Genomic DNA, 20104 nt, shown 5'->3' on the forward strand with positions numbered 1-20104 from the left:
ATCACATTTAATTAATTATTTATTCTACTGGTATGAAAAGTTGGTAATTTTGTCTCATTTTATAATAATGCCTATTTAAATTTGTACTTAAATTTCTGCCAAAATCTCTATTTAGTAATTCTTTTTGAAAACTCACAAATTGTAACAAATCTTCGCGATATTGCAAATTTAAAAGAGGGTTTTCATCATTTTTATTAATAATTTGTATATTTTTATCATAAAGCTTAGATAAACTTCTAAAATACTCCTCCATATCTGTAGTATTTTGAGAATTTGGATTATAATAATATAAAATAACTCCAAAATCAAGCTGTTTACTTAAATCAGTAATGACATTTGCATTATTTTCAAGTTCACTCTCATCGGCACTTAAAATAATCGCTTCTTTAAGCTCATCAAAAGAAGCTTCACCCACCTTCATAATAGGAATTTTTAAATCAAAAAAAGCTTGTTTTTCTTTCTCAAAATTTTTTATATCGGTTACAACTAATCCTATATCATTATTTTGCAACCATGTGGAAATTTGTTTAAAATCCGTGTTGAAATAATCAAAAAAAACACCTTCTTTATTCTCAGAAAGTTTTTTTAATTTTTCATACATTACCCCTAATTTAGGATTGATAACATGTATAAAAAATCTTTTTGCATTGCTTTTTTGAGTTAATTTTAAAGTAGTATCAAGCACTCTTTCTTGCATATTTTGATTCATATTTTTCATATCAATTAAAGCAAAAACATTACTTCCAAAAGGCATAGGAAATTGCCCTGCTTTGCCTCTTATATTATGAAAAATACTTTGTAAAACAACAGGATCTCCAACGATCAAAATGCTATCATTTGGCTCTAAAACAAAAGATGGTTTTACAAAATAAATCTTAGAATTTCTATAAATAAGGACTATGCGCCACCTTTTTTGTTGTATTGAACTTATGTGCCTATAAGCAAAAATAGACCCTGCTGGAATTTTTACTTCCATAATCTCTCCAACCCCAAGCCCTATATACTGAGCTGTTAAAGCAATATCTGGTAAAAAATCCATAAATCTACGACTTAAAGTCATTCTAGCATCAGCTAAATTTGCATGAGTATCATTAACACTTAACCCCCAAAAATCCATTATTTCTATTTCTAAATTTGGATTTAAAGAACGCAAAGCCTCATAACTTTTTTTAGTTTCAAATTCATCTTGCATATAAATAAAAGCCTGTTTAAAATCTTTACTCATAATATTTTCAAGACGCGCTGTGCTTGTAGGATCAAAATAATGCAAGTCAATATACTCACTAGAAATATTTAAGTTATTTTTTTCACTATTTTGACACACTACTGTAAAAAAGTAACCTAAGCCTTTTTCAAAACAAAGCCTTTCTAAGAAATGCTTTGCTAAAATACCGTCTATTATAATTAAAATATTATTCATTTTAAACTCCAAAAAGGAAATTATAACAAATGGAATTTAAATTAAAGCATAAAGATGGAATGGCAAGGGTTTGTGAAATCACTACCGCACACAGCACTTTTTTAACCCCTGTTTTTATGCCTGTTGGCACAGTAGGAGCGGTTAAAAGTCTTGATGCTAATGATATAAAAAACGAGCTTGATGCAAAAATTATTTTAGCAAATACCTACCACATGTACTTGCGTCCAACTTCCAAAGTGGTAAAAGATTTTGGAGGTTTGCATGGTTTTACGAAATTTGATAGAAGTTTTTTAACCGATAGTGGTGGTTTTCAAGCTTTTTCTTTAAGTAAAAATTCCAAACATTTTAATGAAGGCATAGAATTTAAAAGTCACATCGATGGGAGTCGTCATCTTTTTACTCCAAAAAGTGTTTTAGATACTCAATATGATTTTAACTCTGATATTATGATGATTTTAGATGATTTAGTAGCTCTACCCGCAACCAAAGAAAGGGTTAAAATTTCTGTTGATCGTACTATATTTTGGGCAAAAGAGGCTATTGCTTATCATAAAAGTATGCAAAATAAAGGTATAGGTATAGGGCAAAATATTTTTGGTATTATCCAAGGTGGTACAAATTATGAAGAAAGAAAGCGTTGTGCTTTAAGTTTAAACGAAATGCCATTTGATGGTTTAGCTATAGGTGGACTTAGCGTGGGCGAAGAAAACGCCTTGATGTATGAAACAGTACAAAACTTAAACCCTTATCTAGATGAAAATCGTCCAAGATATTTAATGGGTGTAGGAACGCCTGAAGATTTGGTGGAAAATGTTGAGCGAGGAGTAGATATGTTTGACTGTGTGATGCCAACTAGAAATGCAAGAAATGGAACATTTTTCACAAGTTTTGGAAAATTTAATATCAAAAAAGCAGAATTTATCAACGATCATGAAGCCATAGATCCTACTTGCTCATGTTATACTTGTCGTAATTTTTCAAGGGGTTATTTAAACCATCTTTTTAAAGCTAAAGAACTTACTTTTTTTCGTTTGGCAAGTTTACACAATCTACATTATTATCTTGAACTTGCAAGAAAGATGCGTGAGGCAATTTTAAACAATTCTTTTACGCAATTTAAAAGAAATTTTTATCACTTAAGAGGCAAATAAAATGCTAGAGCTACACGAAAATCTAAAAAAAATCCTGCAAGCAAAGAATTTAGAAACTTTCTATAGCGAAATTTATGGACAAAAAATTTTTGTTTACGTGGGATTAAATTTGGAAACTTGGCTTTTTAATGATGAAAAAATTTATAAACTTCAAAATGAAGAATTTAAGCTTTCTAGCATAGAAGAATTTTCAAATTTTATTAAATCCATTTTAGAAGATTTTAAAGTACAAAATACTCATTTTCAAAACCTTTTAGAACACAAAGAAGGTATTATCTTAAAAGGTGGTTTTGTTAAAAATTTTTACAAAAAATCCTTTGTGTTAAGACAAAAAATCAACAAAAATCTAAAGCAAGTTAATCTTCTAAGTGAAGCTTTCAGTCTTTTGCTTAGTGAACAAGCACAATACAAAAAACATTTAAAAATTTTAAATTTATCCATCGGCATCTTAAGCAAAAACACCAAAGAACATCTAGCAAGAGTTGATACTCTTTATGCATTAACAAGTGCAATTAAAAATGAAAAAATGAATAAAAGTATTTATCTTTTAAGTATACTTTCTTCTATTTTCTTGCCTTTAAATTTGATCGTAGGATTTTTTGGAATGAATACTAATAATCTTTTTTTTAAAGATAGCCCTTATGGTACACTTTATATTTTTTCTTTGATTTGCTGTATTTTGATTGTGGGTTTTATATTTTATCATTCAAAAAAGACTAAAGAATTTGATTTAGATGAAGGTAAAAAAGCCAAAAAACAAACAAAATAAGCAAAATTTTGCTTATTTTAAGAATATTTATATATAATTTTAACTTATTTTTGCGCTCATAGCTCAGCTGGATAGAGCATTTGATTGCGGTTCAAAAGGCCAGAGGTTCGAATCCTCTTGAGCGCACCATATTATTTATCTTCTTTAATTTTTCTTTTAGCTAATCCCATATGCTCGTAAGCATCAATTTCTTTTTTGTAAGATCCAGAAATTTTCTTAAGTTCTTTATTTAAGTAACTGACTGTTTGTGCACTTGCATTAATATTTGCAGCCAAAGCAGAAACAAATTCTAGTTTCTTTTTTGTTGCTTCATCTAATTCTTTAGAAGTTTTTGAACCAAGTTTATGTGTCTGCACATAAAGTTTGGCAAGTTCTTTTAATTCAACATCTGTTAGCTTAACATCGGAAGCAGCAATTATCATTTTATCTAAGTCTGTATCAAATTTTTTAGTCTTTTCAGCTACATGCTGCTTTTGGCTAGTTTTTTGCTTTTTAACTGTTTTTTTGCCATCACTTGTAATAAGATAAGCAATTATGCCTAAAAACAATAAAAGCGCTAAAGCAGCACAAAAAATAACCAAAAAAATATGGCTCATTTAAAGTTTGCCCACAAAATTTCGATTCCTTCTTGCAAAAAGAGCTAAAACCACCATCAACGCAAATCCCCAATAAACATAATTAGGAATTTGAGCCGCTTCGCCTGCAGCGTAAGAATGAAGTCCTGTTAAAAAGTAATTTACTCCAAAATAAGTCATAATAATAACCCAATAAGCAAACATACTCCATAAAGCAAACACAAATTGATTACAATATTTTGGAATCATTCTAAGATGCAAAATTGCTGCATAAACCAAAATGCTAACCAAAGCCCAAGTTTCCTTAGAATCCCAACTCCAATATCTCCCCCAACTTTCATTTGCCCAAATTGCACCTAAAAAATTTCCTACAGTAAGCAAACAAAGTCCAAAAATCATTGCCATTTCATTAATTCTTGTAGCCTCTGTAATATTTCTCAAAATATTAAGATTATATTTTCCATCTTTCTTAAGAAAACACATTAAGAACAGTGTAAAGATACCAAGTAAGGCACAAAGTCCTAAAAATCCATAACTAGCAGTAATAACAGATACATGAATACTAAGCCAATAAGAATTGAGCACAGGAACAAGATTTGTAATTTGCGGATTCATTTCGCTTAAATGTGCAACCATTAATACAACACCGGATAAAATAGAAGTTAATGACAAGGCTATAGGACTTTTTCTAGAGAAAAATATACCCGACAAAGACAATGCCCAAGCTATATACACCATACTTTCATAGCCATTACTCCATGGAGCATGACCTGATAAATAAGCACGAAATCCAAGACCTAATGTATGAATTACAAAAGCTAAAACATTTAAAACATATACCACTTTAAATATAAAAGAGATTTTTAAATTCGGTATGACCATTTTAGAAAAAACAAGAATCAAAAGTAAAAAACCCGCAATTAAATATACAGGAGCGAGTTTAACGAAAATTTCAGCCTTATTAGAAAAAATTTCCATTTCAACCTTGGTTTTACTAGGCATGACTTTATATCCTATTTTTTCTTGATATTCTTTGATAAATTTCAAGCCTTCATCAGCTCTAGTCCAATTGCCATCTTTAAAAGCATTTTCCACGGCACTAAAATAATTCTGTATTAAAGCCCAAACAATATGCCCTTCATCCCCCTTAAGAGTAGTTACAGCAGAAAAAGGTGCAAGCCAAACATTATTTGGATTATTTTGAACAGGAATAAATTTAAATAATTCACCACTAAAAACTAAATTTACAACATTAGCTCTTTCATCTAGTTTTATAATTTCCTTATCAAAAACTCCTCTTGCATTTGGGTTTTTACGATTTGCATTTTCAACATATTTTTGAAGTTTATAGCGATTATTCTCATCAAAGAAATCTTTATAAGAAATATATTTAGCGCTAGGAATTTCTAAAATATTTGCAATAGCATCACGAACTGCTTGATTTTGTGGCATTAAAATAAAAGGTTCCATTTGCCATTTATTTACATCAACAAGCATGGAAAGCATAACAGCGTTAGAATTTTGACCCTTATAGCTATCACTTTGATGAATTTTTTCTAAAATTTCTCTTGATAGCGTATCAAAAGGCACCATTCTTCCATCTGCTGATTTTTGAACTATTAAAGTAGCAAGAGCTTTAGCATGATTAGTATTTACCACAGGTAAGGTTGAATTTAAATCTTGAGCAAAAGTCTTTTCAGAACCAAAAGATAGCAATAAAATAAAAATAATCACACTTGTATGTTTTAAAGTGTCTTTATTGATTAATCTTGCCAAAGTTCTAAATCTAGAATGAGGATTTAAAAAATTCATAAACATTCCAAGACAAAGCAAAAAATAACCTATATAAGTTGGTATTTTGCCTGGATCTTTATTTACAGATAAAACAGTCCCTTTTTCATCTTGATCATAAGAACTTTGATAAAATCTATAGCCATCATAATCTAAAACATTATTCATAAAAATTCTATAATCAAAATTTTCATTATTATTTTTTACAGTAATTTCACTTGCATAAGAAGCTGGAGACATAGAACCTGGATAACGATCTAATACAAAATCTCTTAAATAAATATCAAAAGGCAATTGTTCATAAGAAAGTGCCCAAGAAATAAAGAATTTTTGACCTGCAAGTTCTATCATAATAGGTTTATTATATTCAAAAATATAAAATTCTTTACTTTCATTTTTATAGCTTAATTCTAATTTTAAAGCATTAGAGCCAGTTAATTCTAAGTTTTTATTCTCATTGCTTAAAGCAAAATCTTTAAAATGTAATAATAAAGAATTTTTCCAATTTTGAGGCTCGCCAAAAGTAGAAATCAACATAGTTCTACCCACTTCTAACCAAGCAGATTTAAACCATAACCAAAAACTTTCATCTTGAGGTCTATTGGAGCCTTCTAAAGCTTCTTGCGCATGCAAAGAAGCAGCTTTAACTACAAAACTAATATCATTAATTTCATAAAGCCTTCTTTCCTTAGCATTTGCCTTTTCTCCAATTTTAAGGTCTAAATTTTGTCCATCTAACATACTTAAAAAATGTAAGTTTTCACTTGAACTTAAAGTTAAATTTTCATCAATTTTTACAAAAGGTGCTTTAACATTATCATTCATAAAAGCAAAGTTAACCCCTTCTATATTCTTAACTTCACCTTTTTCAAATTTAACATCAACACCTTGAGATCCTTTTTGAGAAAGCATCAAAACCAATAAAGGATCAGAATTATTATTTTCTTTATAAGTATAATGAGCATTTAAAATTAAATCTTTATATTTTAATACAGCTTGATCATCACCTAAATTAAGTTTTAGTTTAAAAGAATTAGCAAAAGGCAAATTTCCTATATAACGATCATTAACCGCACTATAGCGTTCTCCATCTTTTATAGCAGCAATACGCAAAGAAGTCTTAGAACTTTCTATAAGTGAATTTTGAGTATGCTCTCTAATAGGTAAAATACCTTCAAAACCAGCATATCTTGTCATTGCCGAACCCACTAAAATAAATAAAAAAGAAATATGAAAAATCATTAAAGGCAATTTTTTAAGCCCAAACATTTTATAACGAAACATCCCGCATAGTAAATTAATACCAAGTAAAAGTTGTATATATTCAAACCAAAAAGTATCATAAACCATTGCCCAAGCCGTAGGAGTTCCATAAGCACTTTCAATAAAAGTTGCCAAAGCACAAAAAAGCGCGAAAAGCAAAAACAATACAACCGAAACTCTTAAATCCCCTATGCTTTTTATTATATTTTTCATTCTTTTTCCTTTAAATTTTAAAGCCCTAAATATTTCTTTCTAATCTCATCATCACCTATTAAATTTTTAGCCTCGTTTTCCATTACAATGCGACCATTTTCCAAAACATAAGCATAATCACTTATTTTTAATGCAGAATAAGCATTTTGCTCTACCAAAAGAATAGTTATACCCTCTTCTTTTAAACGCACAATAATATCAAAAACTTCGCCCACAATCTTTGGAGCAAGTCCCAAAGAAGGCTCATCCAACATCAAAAGTTTTGGTTCGCTCATTAAAGCCCTTGAAATCGCAAGCATTTGCGCTTCCCCTCCACTCAATGTTCCAGCTAAAGCATGCTTTTTGCTTGCAAGTCTTGGAAAAAGTTTATACATTTGCTCTCTTAAATGCTCATAATTTTCAGCATTATTAAAAGCACCTATTTTTAAATTTTCCTCTACGCTTAAATTGATAAAAACACGCCTTCCTTCAGGAACTAAAGCTATACCTTTTTGAACTAAAGTATGAGTTAAATGTCTTTTAGTATCATAACCTAAGAAATTAACCTCACCAGTTCTTTTAACTGAATTTAAAAGCGCATTTAAAGTTGAAGTTTTACCTGCTCCATTTGAACCTATAAGAGAAACAATATGACCTGTTTCCACTTTAAAATCAATCCCTTTAACAGCTTCAATTAATCCATAATAAACATGCAAATCTTTAACTATTAGCATCAAAATCCCCTAAATACGCAGCAATTACTTCTTTATGATTTACAGCATCGCAAAGTTTACCTTCAAAAATTGTTTTTCCATAATCAAGCACCAATACGCGATCACACAATTTATTTACAAATTTCATATCATGCTCTATAAGTAAAACGCTAATTTTATAATCTTTTCGTAATTTAAAAATGAGCTCAGCAAGTTCATCGCTCTCAGAGCTATTCATCCCAGCGGCTGGCTCATCAAGCAATAACAATCTTGGCTGAGTAGCCATTGCTCTTGCAATCTCAACTTTTCTTTGTTGCCCATAACTTAAGCTAGTAGCCTTTTCATGAGCAAATTCTGCAATACCAAGTTCTTCTAATATTGCATAAGCCTTCTCTTTAAATACTTGTTCTATTTTTCCAAAACGCCCTAAATGCAAAAAGGCTTCAAAAATATTATATTTCATTTGTTTATTAAAACCAATAAGAACATTTTCAAGCACATTCATACTTGAAAAAAGTCTAATATTTTGAAATGTTCTAGCTATTCCTAAATGCACAATCTTATGAGGTTTTAAGTGATCAATTCTTTCTCCTAGAAATTCAACCGAACCTGAAGTAGGTTTATAGTTACCCGTGATAATATTAAAAAGAGTTGTTTTACCAGCCCCATTAGGTCCAATTAAAGCAAAAATTTCACCCTCATTGATTTTAAAAGAAGTTTTATTAATAGCCTTAACACTACCAAAACTTTTTGAAATTTGTTTTAATTCCAAAATCATTTTTCACTCCTTTTAAAACGCTTTTTAATCCCTCTAATCACATCACTCAACTCGTAATAACCCATTATGCCTTTTCTTGCAAAAAGCATTACTAAAATCAGAACAATAGAAAAAACAACCATTCTAAGTCCTGGTGTTGATTGGATATCAAGATTTAAAGAATCTATTTTTATATTTAACTCATCTAAAAATCTAAGCCACTCGCTTCCACCAATAACCAATATCGCACCTATGATAGCACCTGTAGTAGAACCAAGTCCACCCAAAACAATAATAATCAAAAGTTGGAAAGTAAGTAAAAAATCAAATTGAGTTGGAGATACGGTAGTCAACAGACAAGCTAAAAGTCCACCACCTACGCCTTCTAAAAATGCTGAAGTGCCAAAAGCTAAAGTTTTTATCCAAAAAGTATTTATTCCCATAGCACTTGCAGCATCTTCATCATCTCTTATAGCCTTCATTGCACGACCATATTTAGAATAAACTATATTTAAAATTAAAATAACCGCTACAATAGCAATACCACCTGTCCAATAGATCGTGGAAAATTGTGGAATATCTACCAGTCCTCTTGAGCCATTAGTAATAGAAGGAAAATTAATAGCAGCTATTTTAATAATTATTCCAAAGCCTAAAGTTACAATAGCTAAATAATCCCCTCTCACGCGAAATACAGCAAAAGCTAAAATCAGGGCAAGCAAAGATGAACAAATTCCAGCTACAATTAAAGCTAGAATAAAGGAATTTGAATGGATAGCTAAAATAAAAGAACTAGGACCATCTAAAAAAAACTGATCATTTTTTGCATCAGCACTTAAAAGAACTAAAGCAGCTGCATAAGCTCCAATTGCAACAAATCCATTGGGTTCTAGTGAAAATTGTCCAGTTACACCATTAATAAGGTTATAACTCACAGCCAAAATAATAAAAATAGCAATTTGATTAACAATATTTAATCCATAGTCCCCAAAAATATAAGGAGAAATGAAAATAAAAATAATTGAAGCAATTAAAAAGATTAAATGTGAAACCTTAATTTTAACCATCATTAAAACCTACTCTTTTCAAAATTTATACCTAAAATTCCCGTAGGCCTAAATAACAATATAAACACCAAAAAAATAAAAGCAAATGCATCTTTAAAGCCTGATAAATCTGGGAAAAAAGCCACAACAACAACTTCAGTAAATCCTATAATAAGTCCACCCAAAACTGCACCTACTACAGAACCTATACCTCCTAAAACGGCAGCAGCAAAAGCTTTCAAACCTATTAAAGTTCCCATAGTAGGTTCAACAGAGTAATAATTTGCAGCCCAAAAAACACCTCCAACTGCTGCCAAAGCTGAACCTAGGGCAAAAACTATAGCAATAATACGATTTGCATCTATACCCATTAAATTTACTGTTTGTATATCAAATGCTAAAGCACGAATAGCTATACCATATTTGCTTTTATACAAAATCCATAACACTGCTATTAAAATAACAAATGTAAGAGCAGGAACCATTAAAGAACCATAAGTTGTTATCACTCCACCAAAATTAACACTTTCCTCAAAATAACTTGGCGGTGTAAAAGTTCTAGGTGTTGAAGTAAAAAGCATATTAAAAAGATTTTGCAAGAAAAAACTAATACCAATTGCTGTAATCAACAATGAAATTCTAGGAGCCTGTCTTAAAGGTTTATAAGCAATTCTATCTGTAGCCATTCCAACACAGGCAGCAAAAATCATTGCTAAAGATAAAGCTCCTAGAAAAGGAACATTTAGGTTAGTCATGCAAAAAAGAGCTGCATAAGCACCAACCATCATAATATCGCCGTGAGCAAAATTAATAAGTCTTAACACACCATAAACCATAGTATAGCCAACAGCAATAAGAGCATACATACTACCCAAACTAAGCCCATTAACAAGTTGTTGTAAAAATAAAGTAGAATCCATAATCTTTCTATTTTTCCTTTAAGGATTGATAATATCTTTATAATTTTGCTTTTGATTTTTAATTTCTTTAACCACTACAGAACGAGTTGCATTTCCTGTTTGATCAATGCTAATAACACCAGAAACACCTTGATAATTTTTAGTTTGGTGAATTTTTTCATTGACGCACTTACTAGTAAGATTATCAACGCAAGCATTCATAGCATTTAGCATTACAAAATACGCATCAGCACCCATAGCCGAAAAATTTGGAACTTCTTTTGTTCCTTTAGCCTTTTCATAAACACTGATAAATTCTTTGCTTAATTTTGTAGTTGGATTATTAGCATCAAAACTATCTGTGAAAATATAACCCTCGCTTGCATCTCCAGCTAAACTAATAAAAGTTTGATCAGCAACTCCATCTGCAGAGCCCATAGGAATATTTAAACCTGCGAGTTTTGATTGTCTTGCAAATAAAGAAGCTTCACTATAATAAAGCGGTAAAAAAATAAATTCTGGATTTAAACTTTTAACTTGAGCTACAATAGCTCTAAAATCTTTATCACCTGAATTAACTCTTAAAATTCTAAGAATTTGACCGCCATTAGACTTGTACTGTTTTTCAAAAGCTTTTGCTAAACCTAAGGAATAGTCAGTGCTTTGATCTACTACAATAACAGCACTTTTGTAATTAAGTTTTGAAAAAACATATTTTGCTAAAGATGAACCTTGAAAACTGTCCATAAAACATACTCGAGAAGAATATATTTTTTTATCAAGCAATCTATCACCAGTTGCAGCAGGAGCGATCAATGGAATTTTATTATCTTCTGCTACGCGCATAACTTGCAATGTATTAGCAGTAACCATTTCCCCTATAAGACCTATAACTTTATCTTGAGAAATTAAACGATTTGCTCCACTCGAAGATTCTAATTTATCACCCTTAGTATCAATAATAGCAAGAGAAACCTTATTTCCATTACTTAAAGTTGATTGCATTGAATTTGCAAGTTTAATCCCTTCTAGTGCACTTTGTCCATATGCTGCAGTAGCTCCGCTAAGCGGTAAAACAACTCCTATTTTGACTTCCGCAGCACTTAAACTTAAACTTAGAATACTTGCTAAAATTAAACTTTTTTTCATTCTCTACCTTTATTTTAATAATTATGGATTTATAATTGTTTTATAATTTTGTTTTTGATTTTGAATTTCTTTAATCACAACAGAACGAATAGCATTACCGCTTTCATCTATGCTAATCACACCACCAACAGCTTGAAAATCTTTAGTTTGATGAATTTTGCTATTAATACATTCACTGCTAAGATTATCAACGCAAGCATTCATAGCATTCAACATTACAAAATACGCATCAGCTCCCATGGCCGAAAATGCTGGAAGTTCTTTTGTTCCTTTAACTTTCTCATAAGCTGCAACAAAATCTTTTCCTAATTGTGTAGATGGATTGTTATAATCAAAACTATCAGTGAAAACTACTCCATTAACAGCACTTCCGCCAAGATCTATAAAAGTTTGATTATTAACACCATCTCCTGCTGCTAAAAGTTTATCAAAACCAATTTGTCTTGCTTGTCTCGCAATTAAAGCAGCTTCAGGATGATAAATAGGCATATAAACAAAATCAGGCTTTAAACTCTTAAGTTGAGAAACCACAGCTCTAAAATCTTTATCTCCTGAATTAATAACAAGTTTTTTTATAATTTTCCCACCATTATTCTTAAAAGAATTTTCAAAAGCTCTTGCCAAACCTAAAGAATAAACATTGCTTTGATCTATGATGATAACGGCATTTTTAAGCCCTAAATCCTTAGATACATAAGTAGCAAATTTATCTCCTTGAAAACTGTCTTTAAAACAAACTCTACTTGCATATTTCTTTTTATCTAGCAATTTATCTCCAGATGCCACTGGAGCTATTAGAGGAATTTTTTTCTCTTCTGCTATAGAAATAGCTTGAATGGTATTTGGAGTTGTAGCTTCACCAATAATCCCAAAGACTTTATCTGTTGCTATTAAACGATTAACTCCGTTTGAAGTTTCAAGTTTATCTCCTTTTGTATCTATTGTGATAAGTTTAATAACATCTCCATTTGAAAGTTTTGGTTGTAGCTTATTAGCCAGTTCAATTCCGTTAAAAACATCTTGCCCATAAGCTGCCACAGTTCCAGTTAAAGGTAAAACTACTCCTATATTAATATCCTTAGCATATAAGCAATTTACCATAGTTAAAACACTTAAAGTTAAAGTTAGTTTTTTCATAGCATTCCTTTTAATTATAGTTTTTACATTTTATTTTAGAAATATATTATGTTTTGTTTTTTGCGCAGGTTCTTCTTCAAGAAGGTCTTTTACTTGCAAATCAAGCGCAAAATTTCCACCTTTAATATAAGCAATAATATTATCTATATCCTCGTGGCTTAAATTTCTAGCATAAAAAGCCATTTGAGAAGCTGTTGTAGAGCTACTACTATCAAGAGTATAACCTATCAAAGCTCCTTTAATATCCTCAGGAGACATATCTTTTAAAATTCTAGATCCTATAACACTCTTTTCAGCATTATCTCCATGGCAAGTATTGCATTTATTTTGAAAATACAAAGCCTTCGCTTTTTCCATATCATATTGCTTATTTGCATCAAAGGTATAAGTAAAAAATGATTTCAAGTTAATACCAAAAAGCGCAACAACAAATATTGAACTAATAAACAACCATCGTATAATCATGATTTTCCTTATTTTATTGTAATTTCCGTTTGTGTTTTATTTTGATATCTATGTGTTTTTTTATTGTATTTTTTTTCTTTTTTAATATCATAGCGATAACGAACAGTCCCTGAAACTTCTATATCTTTAAAGACTTCATCTAACGGAGCTGCAAAAACAAAATGATTTAAAATCATACCAATTAAAAATATTTTTTTCATTTTTATTCTTTAAACACAAAAAACGATTATATCAAAAAAAGATAATCCTTGTTAATGACCACCTTTATGTAAAAAATAAAGTCCTACACAAAGAGCTAAAATCGATCCAGCAAGAAAAGCCATATCCACAGGAGTAGCAAATTTCATCTGCAAAACCCTTTGAAAGAAATTTACCACTAAGACCATAATGATAACTTTTGCAAGCTTGTCTTTTAATTGATCTAAGCTATGCACCTCTAAAACCTTGCTTTGTTTTGTTTGTTTAAATTCTTCTATTTCGCTGATAAAAAGCTCATAAACTCCAAAAGAAAAAATAAACAAAACTAAAGCCATAAGATAAAGATCAACAGCTCCTATAATTAAAGCCACCACATCCTCATGCAAATCCACATTAGAACCTGCATCAAAAAAATAATTATAAGTATAAAATATAACTTTTAAAACATCATAACTTGCAATAAAAAACAATACAAAAGCTCCAATTAAACCAAAAATTACGGGTAAAATTGTAACAATACGACTTCTAACAAGTAAAGATTCAAATATTTTCTCTAACATTTTTTTCCTTATTTATTTTTTAATTCTAACCATTTTTGCGCAATACGCACAGCATTTGTTGCAGCACCTACACGAATTTGATCTGCCACACACCAAAGATGGAGTATTTTTTTATCATACACATCAGCGCGAATTCTTCCTACATAAGTTTCATTAGTATCACTTGTCATTAAAGGCATAGGGTATTTTTTATTTTTAGGATCATCTATGACAACAACACTTGGTGCTTTTTCTAAAATTTCTTTAGCTTTTTTTACATCTATTTCTTTTTCAAAATGCATAGTAATGGCTTCGCTATGACTTCTTAAAACAGGTACTCTTACACAAGTTGCTGAAACTTCTAAATTTTTATGTAAAATTTTTTGAGTTTCATTGACCATTTTAAGTTCTTCTTTGGTGTAATCATTATCCATAAAAACATCAATTTGTGGAATAAGATTAAGTGCTAAAGTATAAGGAAAAGTTTGAGATTTAAACTCATCAAGTTTAAAAGCAAAAAAACTTTGCATGGCTTCGACCAATTCTTGCATTCCTTCTTTTCCTGCTCCACTTGCAGCCTGATAGGTACTTACATCAACACGCTTTAAATTAAATGCATCATTTAAAGGTTTTAAAACTTGCACCATTTGTATGGTAGAACAATTTGGATTAGCAATAATCCCTGTTTTTTTCCAATCTTTAATATCCTCAGGATTGCATTCAGGAACCACCAAAGGAACATCTTTTTCCATTCTAAAATGACTTGTATTATCAATAACAACAGCACCAGATTCTGCTGCAAATTTAGCATATTTTTCACTCACACTTCCACCTGCGCTAAAAAAAGCAATATCAATAGGATTTTCTTTAAATACATTTTCAGTAAGTTCTTTGACTTTATAAGCTTTGCCTTTAAATTCTACTTCACTACCTACACTTTTTGCACTTGCTAAAGGTAAAATACTTTCCACTGGGAAATCAAGTTCATCTAAAACATTTAAAAGCTCTTCCCCAACCGCACCAGTAGCACCCACAATGGCTATTTTTTGTTTTTTTGACATTACTTATCCTTTATTTGATATTTTTTAATTTTTTCATTTAAAATTTTTATATCCATACCTAAAATTTGAGAAGCTTGATCCTTGTCATAATCTACACTTAAAAGAACTTCACAAATCAATTCTTTTTCTAAATTCTTTACATCTTTTTTTATACTTCTAGCTTCTAAGAACAAATCTTCACTTGAAATTTCATCATTTTCACTTAAAATACAAGCTCTTTGTACAACAGATATTAATTCTCTAATATTACCAGGAAAATCATATTCAAGTAAAGCATTTTTAGCTTCTTGGCTGAGCTGTTTTTCCTTAAAATCATATTCTTTACAAGTATCTTCTAAAACCTTTTGAGCTATACCCAAAACTTCTTCTTTACGCTCTCTTAAAGGCGGAATATTAATAGGAACAGTGTTTAAACGATAATATAAATCTGAACGAAATTCGCCATTTTTTATTTTTTCATCTAAATTTGCATTAGTTGCACTGATAATTCTTACATCTATTTTGATGTTTTTCGTACTTCCAAGTCGTGTGATTTCTTTTTCTTGCAAAGCTCTTAAAAGTTTGGCTTGAATTTCATAAGGCATTTCGCCAATTTCATCTAAAAACAAAGTACCCTCATTAGCCATTTCAAAAAGCCCTATTTTAGTTGCATTGGCATCAGTAAAAGCACCTTTTTCAAAACCAAAAAGCTCACTTTCAATCAAATTTGCAGGAATGGCTGCCATATTAATAGCAACAAAAGGCTTATTAGAGCGTTTAGAATGAGTGTGAATATAACGAGAAAATACCTCTTTTCCTACTCCACTCTCTCCAAAAAACATTACAGAGGCATCAGTTTTAGCCGCTTTTTGACTTAAATTTAATGTTTTTTCTAAATTAGGAGAAGTTGAAAAAAAATCTTTATTTTCTTCTTTTTTTTCATTTTTTTTGCTTTTTTTATCGGCTGTTTTTTCTCTTATGATTTTAGCACGCTTAATAGCCTCGACTAAAGTATCAACATCAAAAGGCTTGGTTAGAAAATCTTTTACTCCCAAACGAACCGCTTCTATAGCACGGTTTAAAGTAGCATTTCCTGTCATAATAATAAAATCATATTTATTTTCACAGGCTTTAACAAATTCTATGCCATCAATTCCTGGCATATTAATATCTGTAATAATCAAATCTGTATTCTCATCTATTTTTTTTAAAGCCTCAGTGGCAGATTTATAAGATTTAATATTAAATTCTTCATACTCTGCTAATGCAATTTCTAAGGATTTACGCATATTAATATCATCTTCTACTATGACTAAATTCATCCTAAACCTTTTAAAAAATTTCTGCTATAGTATCCAATTTGCGCTTAATTTTGAATTTACTTTTTTTTAAGATAATAAATTATCGCATTTTGTTCGCCAAATTCCACGGTAAAACGCAAGGGTAAAATTTTAACATAGGTTTCACTTTGAGCACGTAATAAGTCAGTATTAACAATATCCTTAACACTGATTTTAGCTCCTATAAAGCAATCACTTAACTCATCTTTATGAGAATTTAAAAAATTAAATTTAATTGTTTTTGGCATATTATCATCAATCAATCCTAAAGAAGTTCGAGGTAAAACTTTTAAATCTTGATCACTATAAGAAATTTCACATACCCATTGTTCTTCAACATTTTCACTTTGCGTCATTGCTAAGGATAAATTTCGATTTTGATGAAAGAGAATGAAATTTTTACTAGAAAGCTCTGCCCAAAAAATAAATTCATCTTGGGCAAAAAGCTTAAAGCTAAGAAAGATTAATAAGCAAACAATTCTTTCCACTTGTCTGCATCGATTTTAAGTTCTAAGTTTACTCTATAAAGCCCTTGATTAAAATTCTCATCAATAATACTTGCATTTTTAATCAAACCATTTACTTGCGCAGTAATAGTTGAACTTCTAAGCATTGCATCTTTTACAGTATCCTTACCATTCACTTTCACACCATAAAGCTTACTTGCAAGCTGTCTGTAAGCATCTGTAATCGCTGCTCTTTTTGCTAAAGCTAGGGCTTGAGCAGTAGAAACTGTATTCATCGGAGCAATCCCTTCACCAACTGCTGTAAAACTAAGTTCCGTTTCGCTAGCATCTGGAGCCAACATTTTTTCTTCTCTGATAATATCACGCACATCATCTTTATCGACTTTTTGCACGATAACATCTTGAGATGGAGCAGTGCTATTTGCACTTGAATTTTTAGTTGCACTGTTTGCACTTGGTACACAACCAGCGAAAATTCCTGCTATTGCTAGCATAAAATAAATTTTTTTCATTTTTACACCTTCAAAATATTGTAATTAGTAAAATAAAAAGCAATAAGCGTTCCAACTTTAAACTTATTACAAATCTAAACCAAAGTTTTCATCGCTTAACTCATCCTCATCATTTTCCTCTTTAGGACACTTAGCGATGCTAACCACCTCGTCATTTTCCACGTTAACAACGATGACGCCACTTGTGTTACGCCCTGCTTTTCTAATACTTTGCATATCAACACGTATCATCTTGCCTGAACTTGTAAGAGCCATCAAATCCATAGTTTCATCTACTATAACTACGCTAATAAGATCTTTAGTTTTTTCTGTAAGTTTCATGCAAATTACACCCTTACCACCTCTGCTTTGTAATCTATATTCTCCAGCATTGGTGCGTTTTCCTATACCTTTTGCGCTTATGCTTAAAATTTCTTGCTCATCATTTTCTACAACAACTGCACCTACTAATTCGTCATTTTTCTCTTTAAACTTAATAGCCGTCACCCCACGACTTACACGGCCGATTTCACGCACTTTGGCAAGTGGGAATTTGATACACATACCTTTTTTGGTTACTGCAAAGAGCATTTTACCTTGTGTGTTTATACTTTCTTCATTTTCAAAATTTTCATCATCTAAATTTTCAATTTCTTGATTTTCTAAATTTTCTTCACCACCACTGGTAAAAATTTCATTTTCATCTCTTTGAACAATAATAGCAGTTACCAACTCATCATTTTCATCCAAGTTGATCGCTCTAACTCCTACACTTCTGATATTTTGATATTCACTCAAATTTGTACGCTTTACAATACCATTTTTAGTAAAGAAACATAAAGATTTACTCTCATCAAAATCCGTGGTTGGAATAATAGCCATGATTTTTTCTTCAGCTTGTAAATTGATAAGATTTACCACTGCTTTTCCTTTAGCCGTTCTTGAGCCTTCAGGAATTTTATAAACTTTAAGCCAATAAAGCTGTCCACGATCTGTTACAAACATAAGCGTATCATGTGTATTTGCCGTAAAGAAACTTTCTATAAAATCATCATCATAAGTCGTAACTGCTAATTTTCCTTTTCCGCCTCGTTTTTGCTTTTCATATTGTTTACTAGGCACACGCTTAATATAACCGCGATGCGTAATAGTTACAACCATATTTTCATTAGGAATCAAATCTTCAATATCAATATCATCATAATCATCTTCAATTTGAGTAATACGTGGCACATCAAATTTACTTCTAATTTCTTTTAATTCATCGCGAATTAAATTTTCAAGCAAGGTTTCACTTTTTAAAATTTCTTCAAGTCTTGCAATTTCTTTCATTAATTCTGCAAGTTCATTTTCGATTTTTTCTCTTTCAAGTCCTGTTAAACGACCCAGTTTCATATCTAAAATAGCATTGGCTTGAAGCTCACTAAGACCAAATTTAGCTACCAAAGAATCTCTTGCGGTATTATTATCAGAACTGTTTTTAATTAAAGCAATCACTTCATCTATATTATCAAGTGCAATTTTAAGACCTTCTAAAATATGAGCTCTTGCTCTTGCCTTTTGAAGTTCAAAAATCGTTCTTCTAATAATAACTGTTTTTCTATGGGTTAAGAAAAGATTTAAAAGTTCTAACAAAGAGAAAATTTTAGGTTCTTTATTGTGAATTGCCAACATAATCACACCAAAAGTACTTTCCATAGTGGTAGATTTAAATAGATTATTTAAAACAATTTCACTCATAGCCTCACGTTTAAGCTCTATAACAACGCGGATTCCTTCTTTATTACTCTCATCTCTTACTTCAGATATTCCTTCAATTTGCTTTTCTTTAACAAGCTCTGCAATCTGCTCTATAAGTCTAGCTTTATTGGTTTGATAAGGAAGCTCATCTATAACAATAACATCTTTATTTGTCTTTTTTTCAATATGAGTTTTAGCGCGCACTTTCACGCGACCACGCCCTGTGCGATAAGCTTCTATAATACCTTTTTTACCATAAATTATTCCACCTGTTGGAAAATCTGGACCTTTGATAAACTGCATAATCTCTTCTAAGCTTGCATCTTTATTATCAAGCAAATATAAAATTCCATCTATCAACTCATTTAAACTATGAGGTGGGATGTTTGTCGCCATACCTACAGCTATACCACTTGAACCATTTAGTAATAAATTTGGAACCCTAGAAGGTAAAACATCAGGTTCACTTTCTGAACCATCATAATTTGGAACAAAATCGACCGTATCTTTATCTATATCTTTTAAAAGTTCATGAGAAAGTTTGCTCATTTTTGCTTCAGTATAACGCATCGCAGCAGCGCTATCGCCATCTATAGATCCAAAGTTGCCTTGTCCTGTAATACTTGGATATCTCATAGAAAAATCTTGAGCCATTCTAACCAAAGCATCATAAACTGCTGTATCTCCATGTGGGTGATAACGACCTATAACAGCACCCACTATACGGGCTGATTTGACAAAATCTGTCCTACTTTTTGCCTCGTCATTTTGCATAGCATATAAAATTCTTCTATGAACAGGCTTTAAACCATCTCTTGCGTCAGGCAAAGCACGACCTATAATAACACTCATAGAATAGTCTAAATAACTACTTTTTATAGAATTTTCTATATCTACAAGTTCAATATCAGAATCTTTGCTAAAAATATTCTCCATAAAAATCCTTCTATTAGTTCAAAGTT

Annotated in this window: 19 protein-coding genes and 1 tRNA gene; 3 read left to right on the plus strand and 17 right to left on the minus strand. The window is 30.8% G+C overall.

Going from position 1 to position 20104, the window contains the following annotated elements; genetic code table 11:
- Nucleotides 1-19: 19 nt before the first annotated feature.
- The gene (locus AJ884_RS00785; RefSeq protein WP_070233092.1) at nt 20-1420 is read right to left on the minus strand and encodes a COG3400 family protein; all 1401 of its coding nucleotides are present in this window, start codon (nt 1418-1420) and stop codon (nt 20-22) included.
- A gap of 29 nt (nt 1421-1449) precedes the next feature.
- Between AJ884_RS00785 and tgt the strand changes: the two genes are divergently transcribed.
- The 3 genes from tgt to AJ884_RS00800 all read left to right on the plus strand — a co-directional run bounded on the left by tgt (nt 1450) and on the right by AJ884_RS00800 (nt 3469).
- Nucleotides 1450-2571, plus strand: a complete 1122-nt coding sequence (gene tgt / locus AJ884_RS00790) for a tRNA guanosine(34) transglycosylase Tgt (protein ID WP_002861746.1) — start codon at nt 1450-1452, stop codon at nt 2569-2571.
- A 1-nt stretch (nt 2572) separates the two neighbouring features.
- A complete protein-coding gene (locus AJ884_RS00795; RefSeq protein ID WP_070286338.1) occupies nt 2573-3340 on the plus strand; it encodes a magnesium transporter CorA family protein in 768 nt (255 codons plus the stop codon).
- Between the two features lie 52 nt (nt 3341-3392).
- Nucleotides 3393-3469: transfer RNA gene (locus tag AJ884_RS00800), tRNA-Arg, on the plus strand.
- Nucleotides 3470-3471: 2 nt separating this feature from the next.
- Here the strand turns inward: AJ884_RS00800 and AJ884_RS00805 are convergent.
- The 16 genes from AJ884_RS00805 to gyrA all read right to left on the minus strand — a co-directional run bounded on the left by AJ884_RS00805 (nt 3472) and on the right by gyrA (nt 20078).
- Nucleotides 3472-3921 carry a hypothetical protein gene (locus tag AJ884_RS00805; RefSeq protein WP_074470042.1) on the minus strand — a complete coding sequence of 150 codons (450 nt, stop codon included), beginning with the start codon at nt 3919-3921 and terminating at the stop codon, nt 3472-3474.
- Between the two features lie 15 nt (nt 3922-3936).
- Entirely contained in the window at nt 3937-7182 is a 3246-nt protein-coding gene (ccsA, locus tag AJ884_RS00810; protein ID WP_070286339.1) for a cytochrome c biogenesis protein, read from the minus strand.
- A gap of 17 nt (nt 7183-7199) precedes the next feature.
- A complete protein-coding gene (locus AJ884_RS00815) occupies nt 7200-7895 on the minus strand; it encodes an ABC transporter ATP-binding protein (protein WP_002852965.1) in 696 nt (231 codons plus the stop codon).
- Nucleotides 7882-8652 (minus strand): ABC transporter ATP-binding protein, encoded by a 771-nt coding sequence (locus AJ884_RS00820; RefSeq protein ID WP_044779200.1) that lies wholly within the window; start codon nt 8650-8652, stop codon nt 7882-7884. Before AJ884_RS00820 ends, AJ884_RS00815 begins: the two co-directional genes overlap by 14 nt.
- Complete coding sequence (locus tag AJ884_RS00825; RefSeq protein WP_044779199.1) at nt 8649-9701, minus strand: branched-chain amino acid ABC transporter permease; 1053 nt, start codon at nt 9699-9701, stop codon at nt 8649-8651. Before AJ884_RS00825 ends, AJ884_RS00820 begins: the two co-directional genes overlap by 4 nt.
- Nucleotides 9701-10597 (minus strand): branched-chain amino acid ABC transporter permease, encoded by an 897-nt coding sequence (locus AJ884_RS00830; RefSeq protein ID WP_002881774.1) that lies wholly within the window; start codon nt 10595-10597, stop codon nt 9701-9703. Before AJ884_RS00830 ends, AJ884_RS00825 begins: the two co-directional genes overlap by 1 nt.
- An 18-nt stretch (nt 10598-10615) precedes the next feature.
- The gene (locus AJ884_RS00835) at nt 10616-11725 is read right to left on the minus strand and encodes an ABC transporter substrate-binding protein (protein WP_070210231.1); all 1110 of its coding nucleotides are present in this window, start codon (nt 11723-11725) and stop codon (nt 10616-10618) included.
- Nucleotides 11726-11746: 21 nt separating this feature from the next.
- Nucleotides 11747-12862 carry an ABC transporter substrate-binding protein gene (locus tag AJ884_RS00840; protein WP_070274731.1) on the minus strand — a complete coding sequence of 372 codons (1116 nt, stop codon included), beginning with the start codon at nt 12860-12862 and terminating at the stop codon, nt 11747-11749.
- Nucleotides 12863-12892: 30 nt separating this feature from the next.
- On the minus strand, nt 12893-13327 hold the full coding sequence (locus AJ884_RS00845) for a c-type cytochrome (protein WP_002853959.1): 435 nt from the start codon (nt 13325-13327) through the stop codon (nt 12893-12895).
- A gap of 8 nt (nt 13328-13335) precedes the next feature.
- A complete protein-coding gene (locus tag AJ884_RS00850; protein ID WP_002853004.1) occupies nt 13336-13527 on the minus strand; it encodes a mini-MOMP protein in 192 nt (63 codons plus the stop codon).
- A 51-nt stretch (nt 13528-13578) separates the two neighbouring features.
- Nucleotides 13579-14085, minus strand: a complete 507-nt coding sequence (locus AJ884_RS00855; protein WP_002852919.1) for a YqhA family protein — start codon at nt 14083-14085, stop codon at nt 13579-13581.
- 8 nt (nt 14086-14093) lie between these two features.
- Nucleotides 14094-15125 (minus strand): aspartate-semialdehyde dehydrogenase, encoded by a 1032-nt coding sequence (locus tag AJ884_RS00860; RefSeq protein ID WP_002880732.1) that lies wholly within the window; start codon nt 15123-15125, stop codon nt 14094-14096.
- Nucleotides 15125-16426, minus strand: coding sequence for a fla regulon two-component system response regulator (flgR, locus tag AJ884_RS00865; protein WP_002880734.1), 1302 nt, complete (start codon nt 16424-16426; stop codon nt 15125-15127). Before flgR ends, AJ884_RS00860 begins: the two co-directional genes overlap by 1 nt.
- A gap of 56 nt (nt 16427-16482) precedes the next feature.
- On the minus strand, nt 16483-16932 hold the full coding sequence (gene flgQ, locus AJ884_RS00870) for a flagellar assembly protein FlgQ (RefSeq protein ID WP_002880735.1): 450 nt from the start codon (nt 16930-16932) through the stop codon (nt 16483-16485).
- Entirely contained in the window at nt 16908-17423 is a 516-nt protein-coding gene (gene flgP, locus AJ884_RS00875) for a flagellar assembly lipoprotein FlgP (RefSeq protein WP_002852972.1), read from the minus strand. The genes flgQ and flgP overlap by 25 nt, the downstream gene beginning before the upstream one ends.
- Nucleotides 17424-17489: 66 nt before the next feature.
- Complete coding sequence (gene gyrA, locus AJ884_RS00880; protein ID WP_002880737.1) at nt 17490-20078, minus strand: DNA topoisomerase (ATP-hydrolyzing) subunit A; 2589 nt, start codon at nt 20076-20078, stop codon at nt 17490-17492.
- Nucleotides 20079-20104: the final 26 nt, after the last annotated feature.

It is taken from the genome of Campylobacter sp. BCW_6463 (genome assembly GCF_001762785.1).
Lineage (GTDB): Bacteria > Campylobacterota > Campylobacteria > Campylobacterales > Campylobacteraceae > Campylobacter_D > Campylobacter_D jejuni.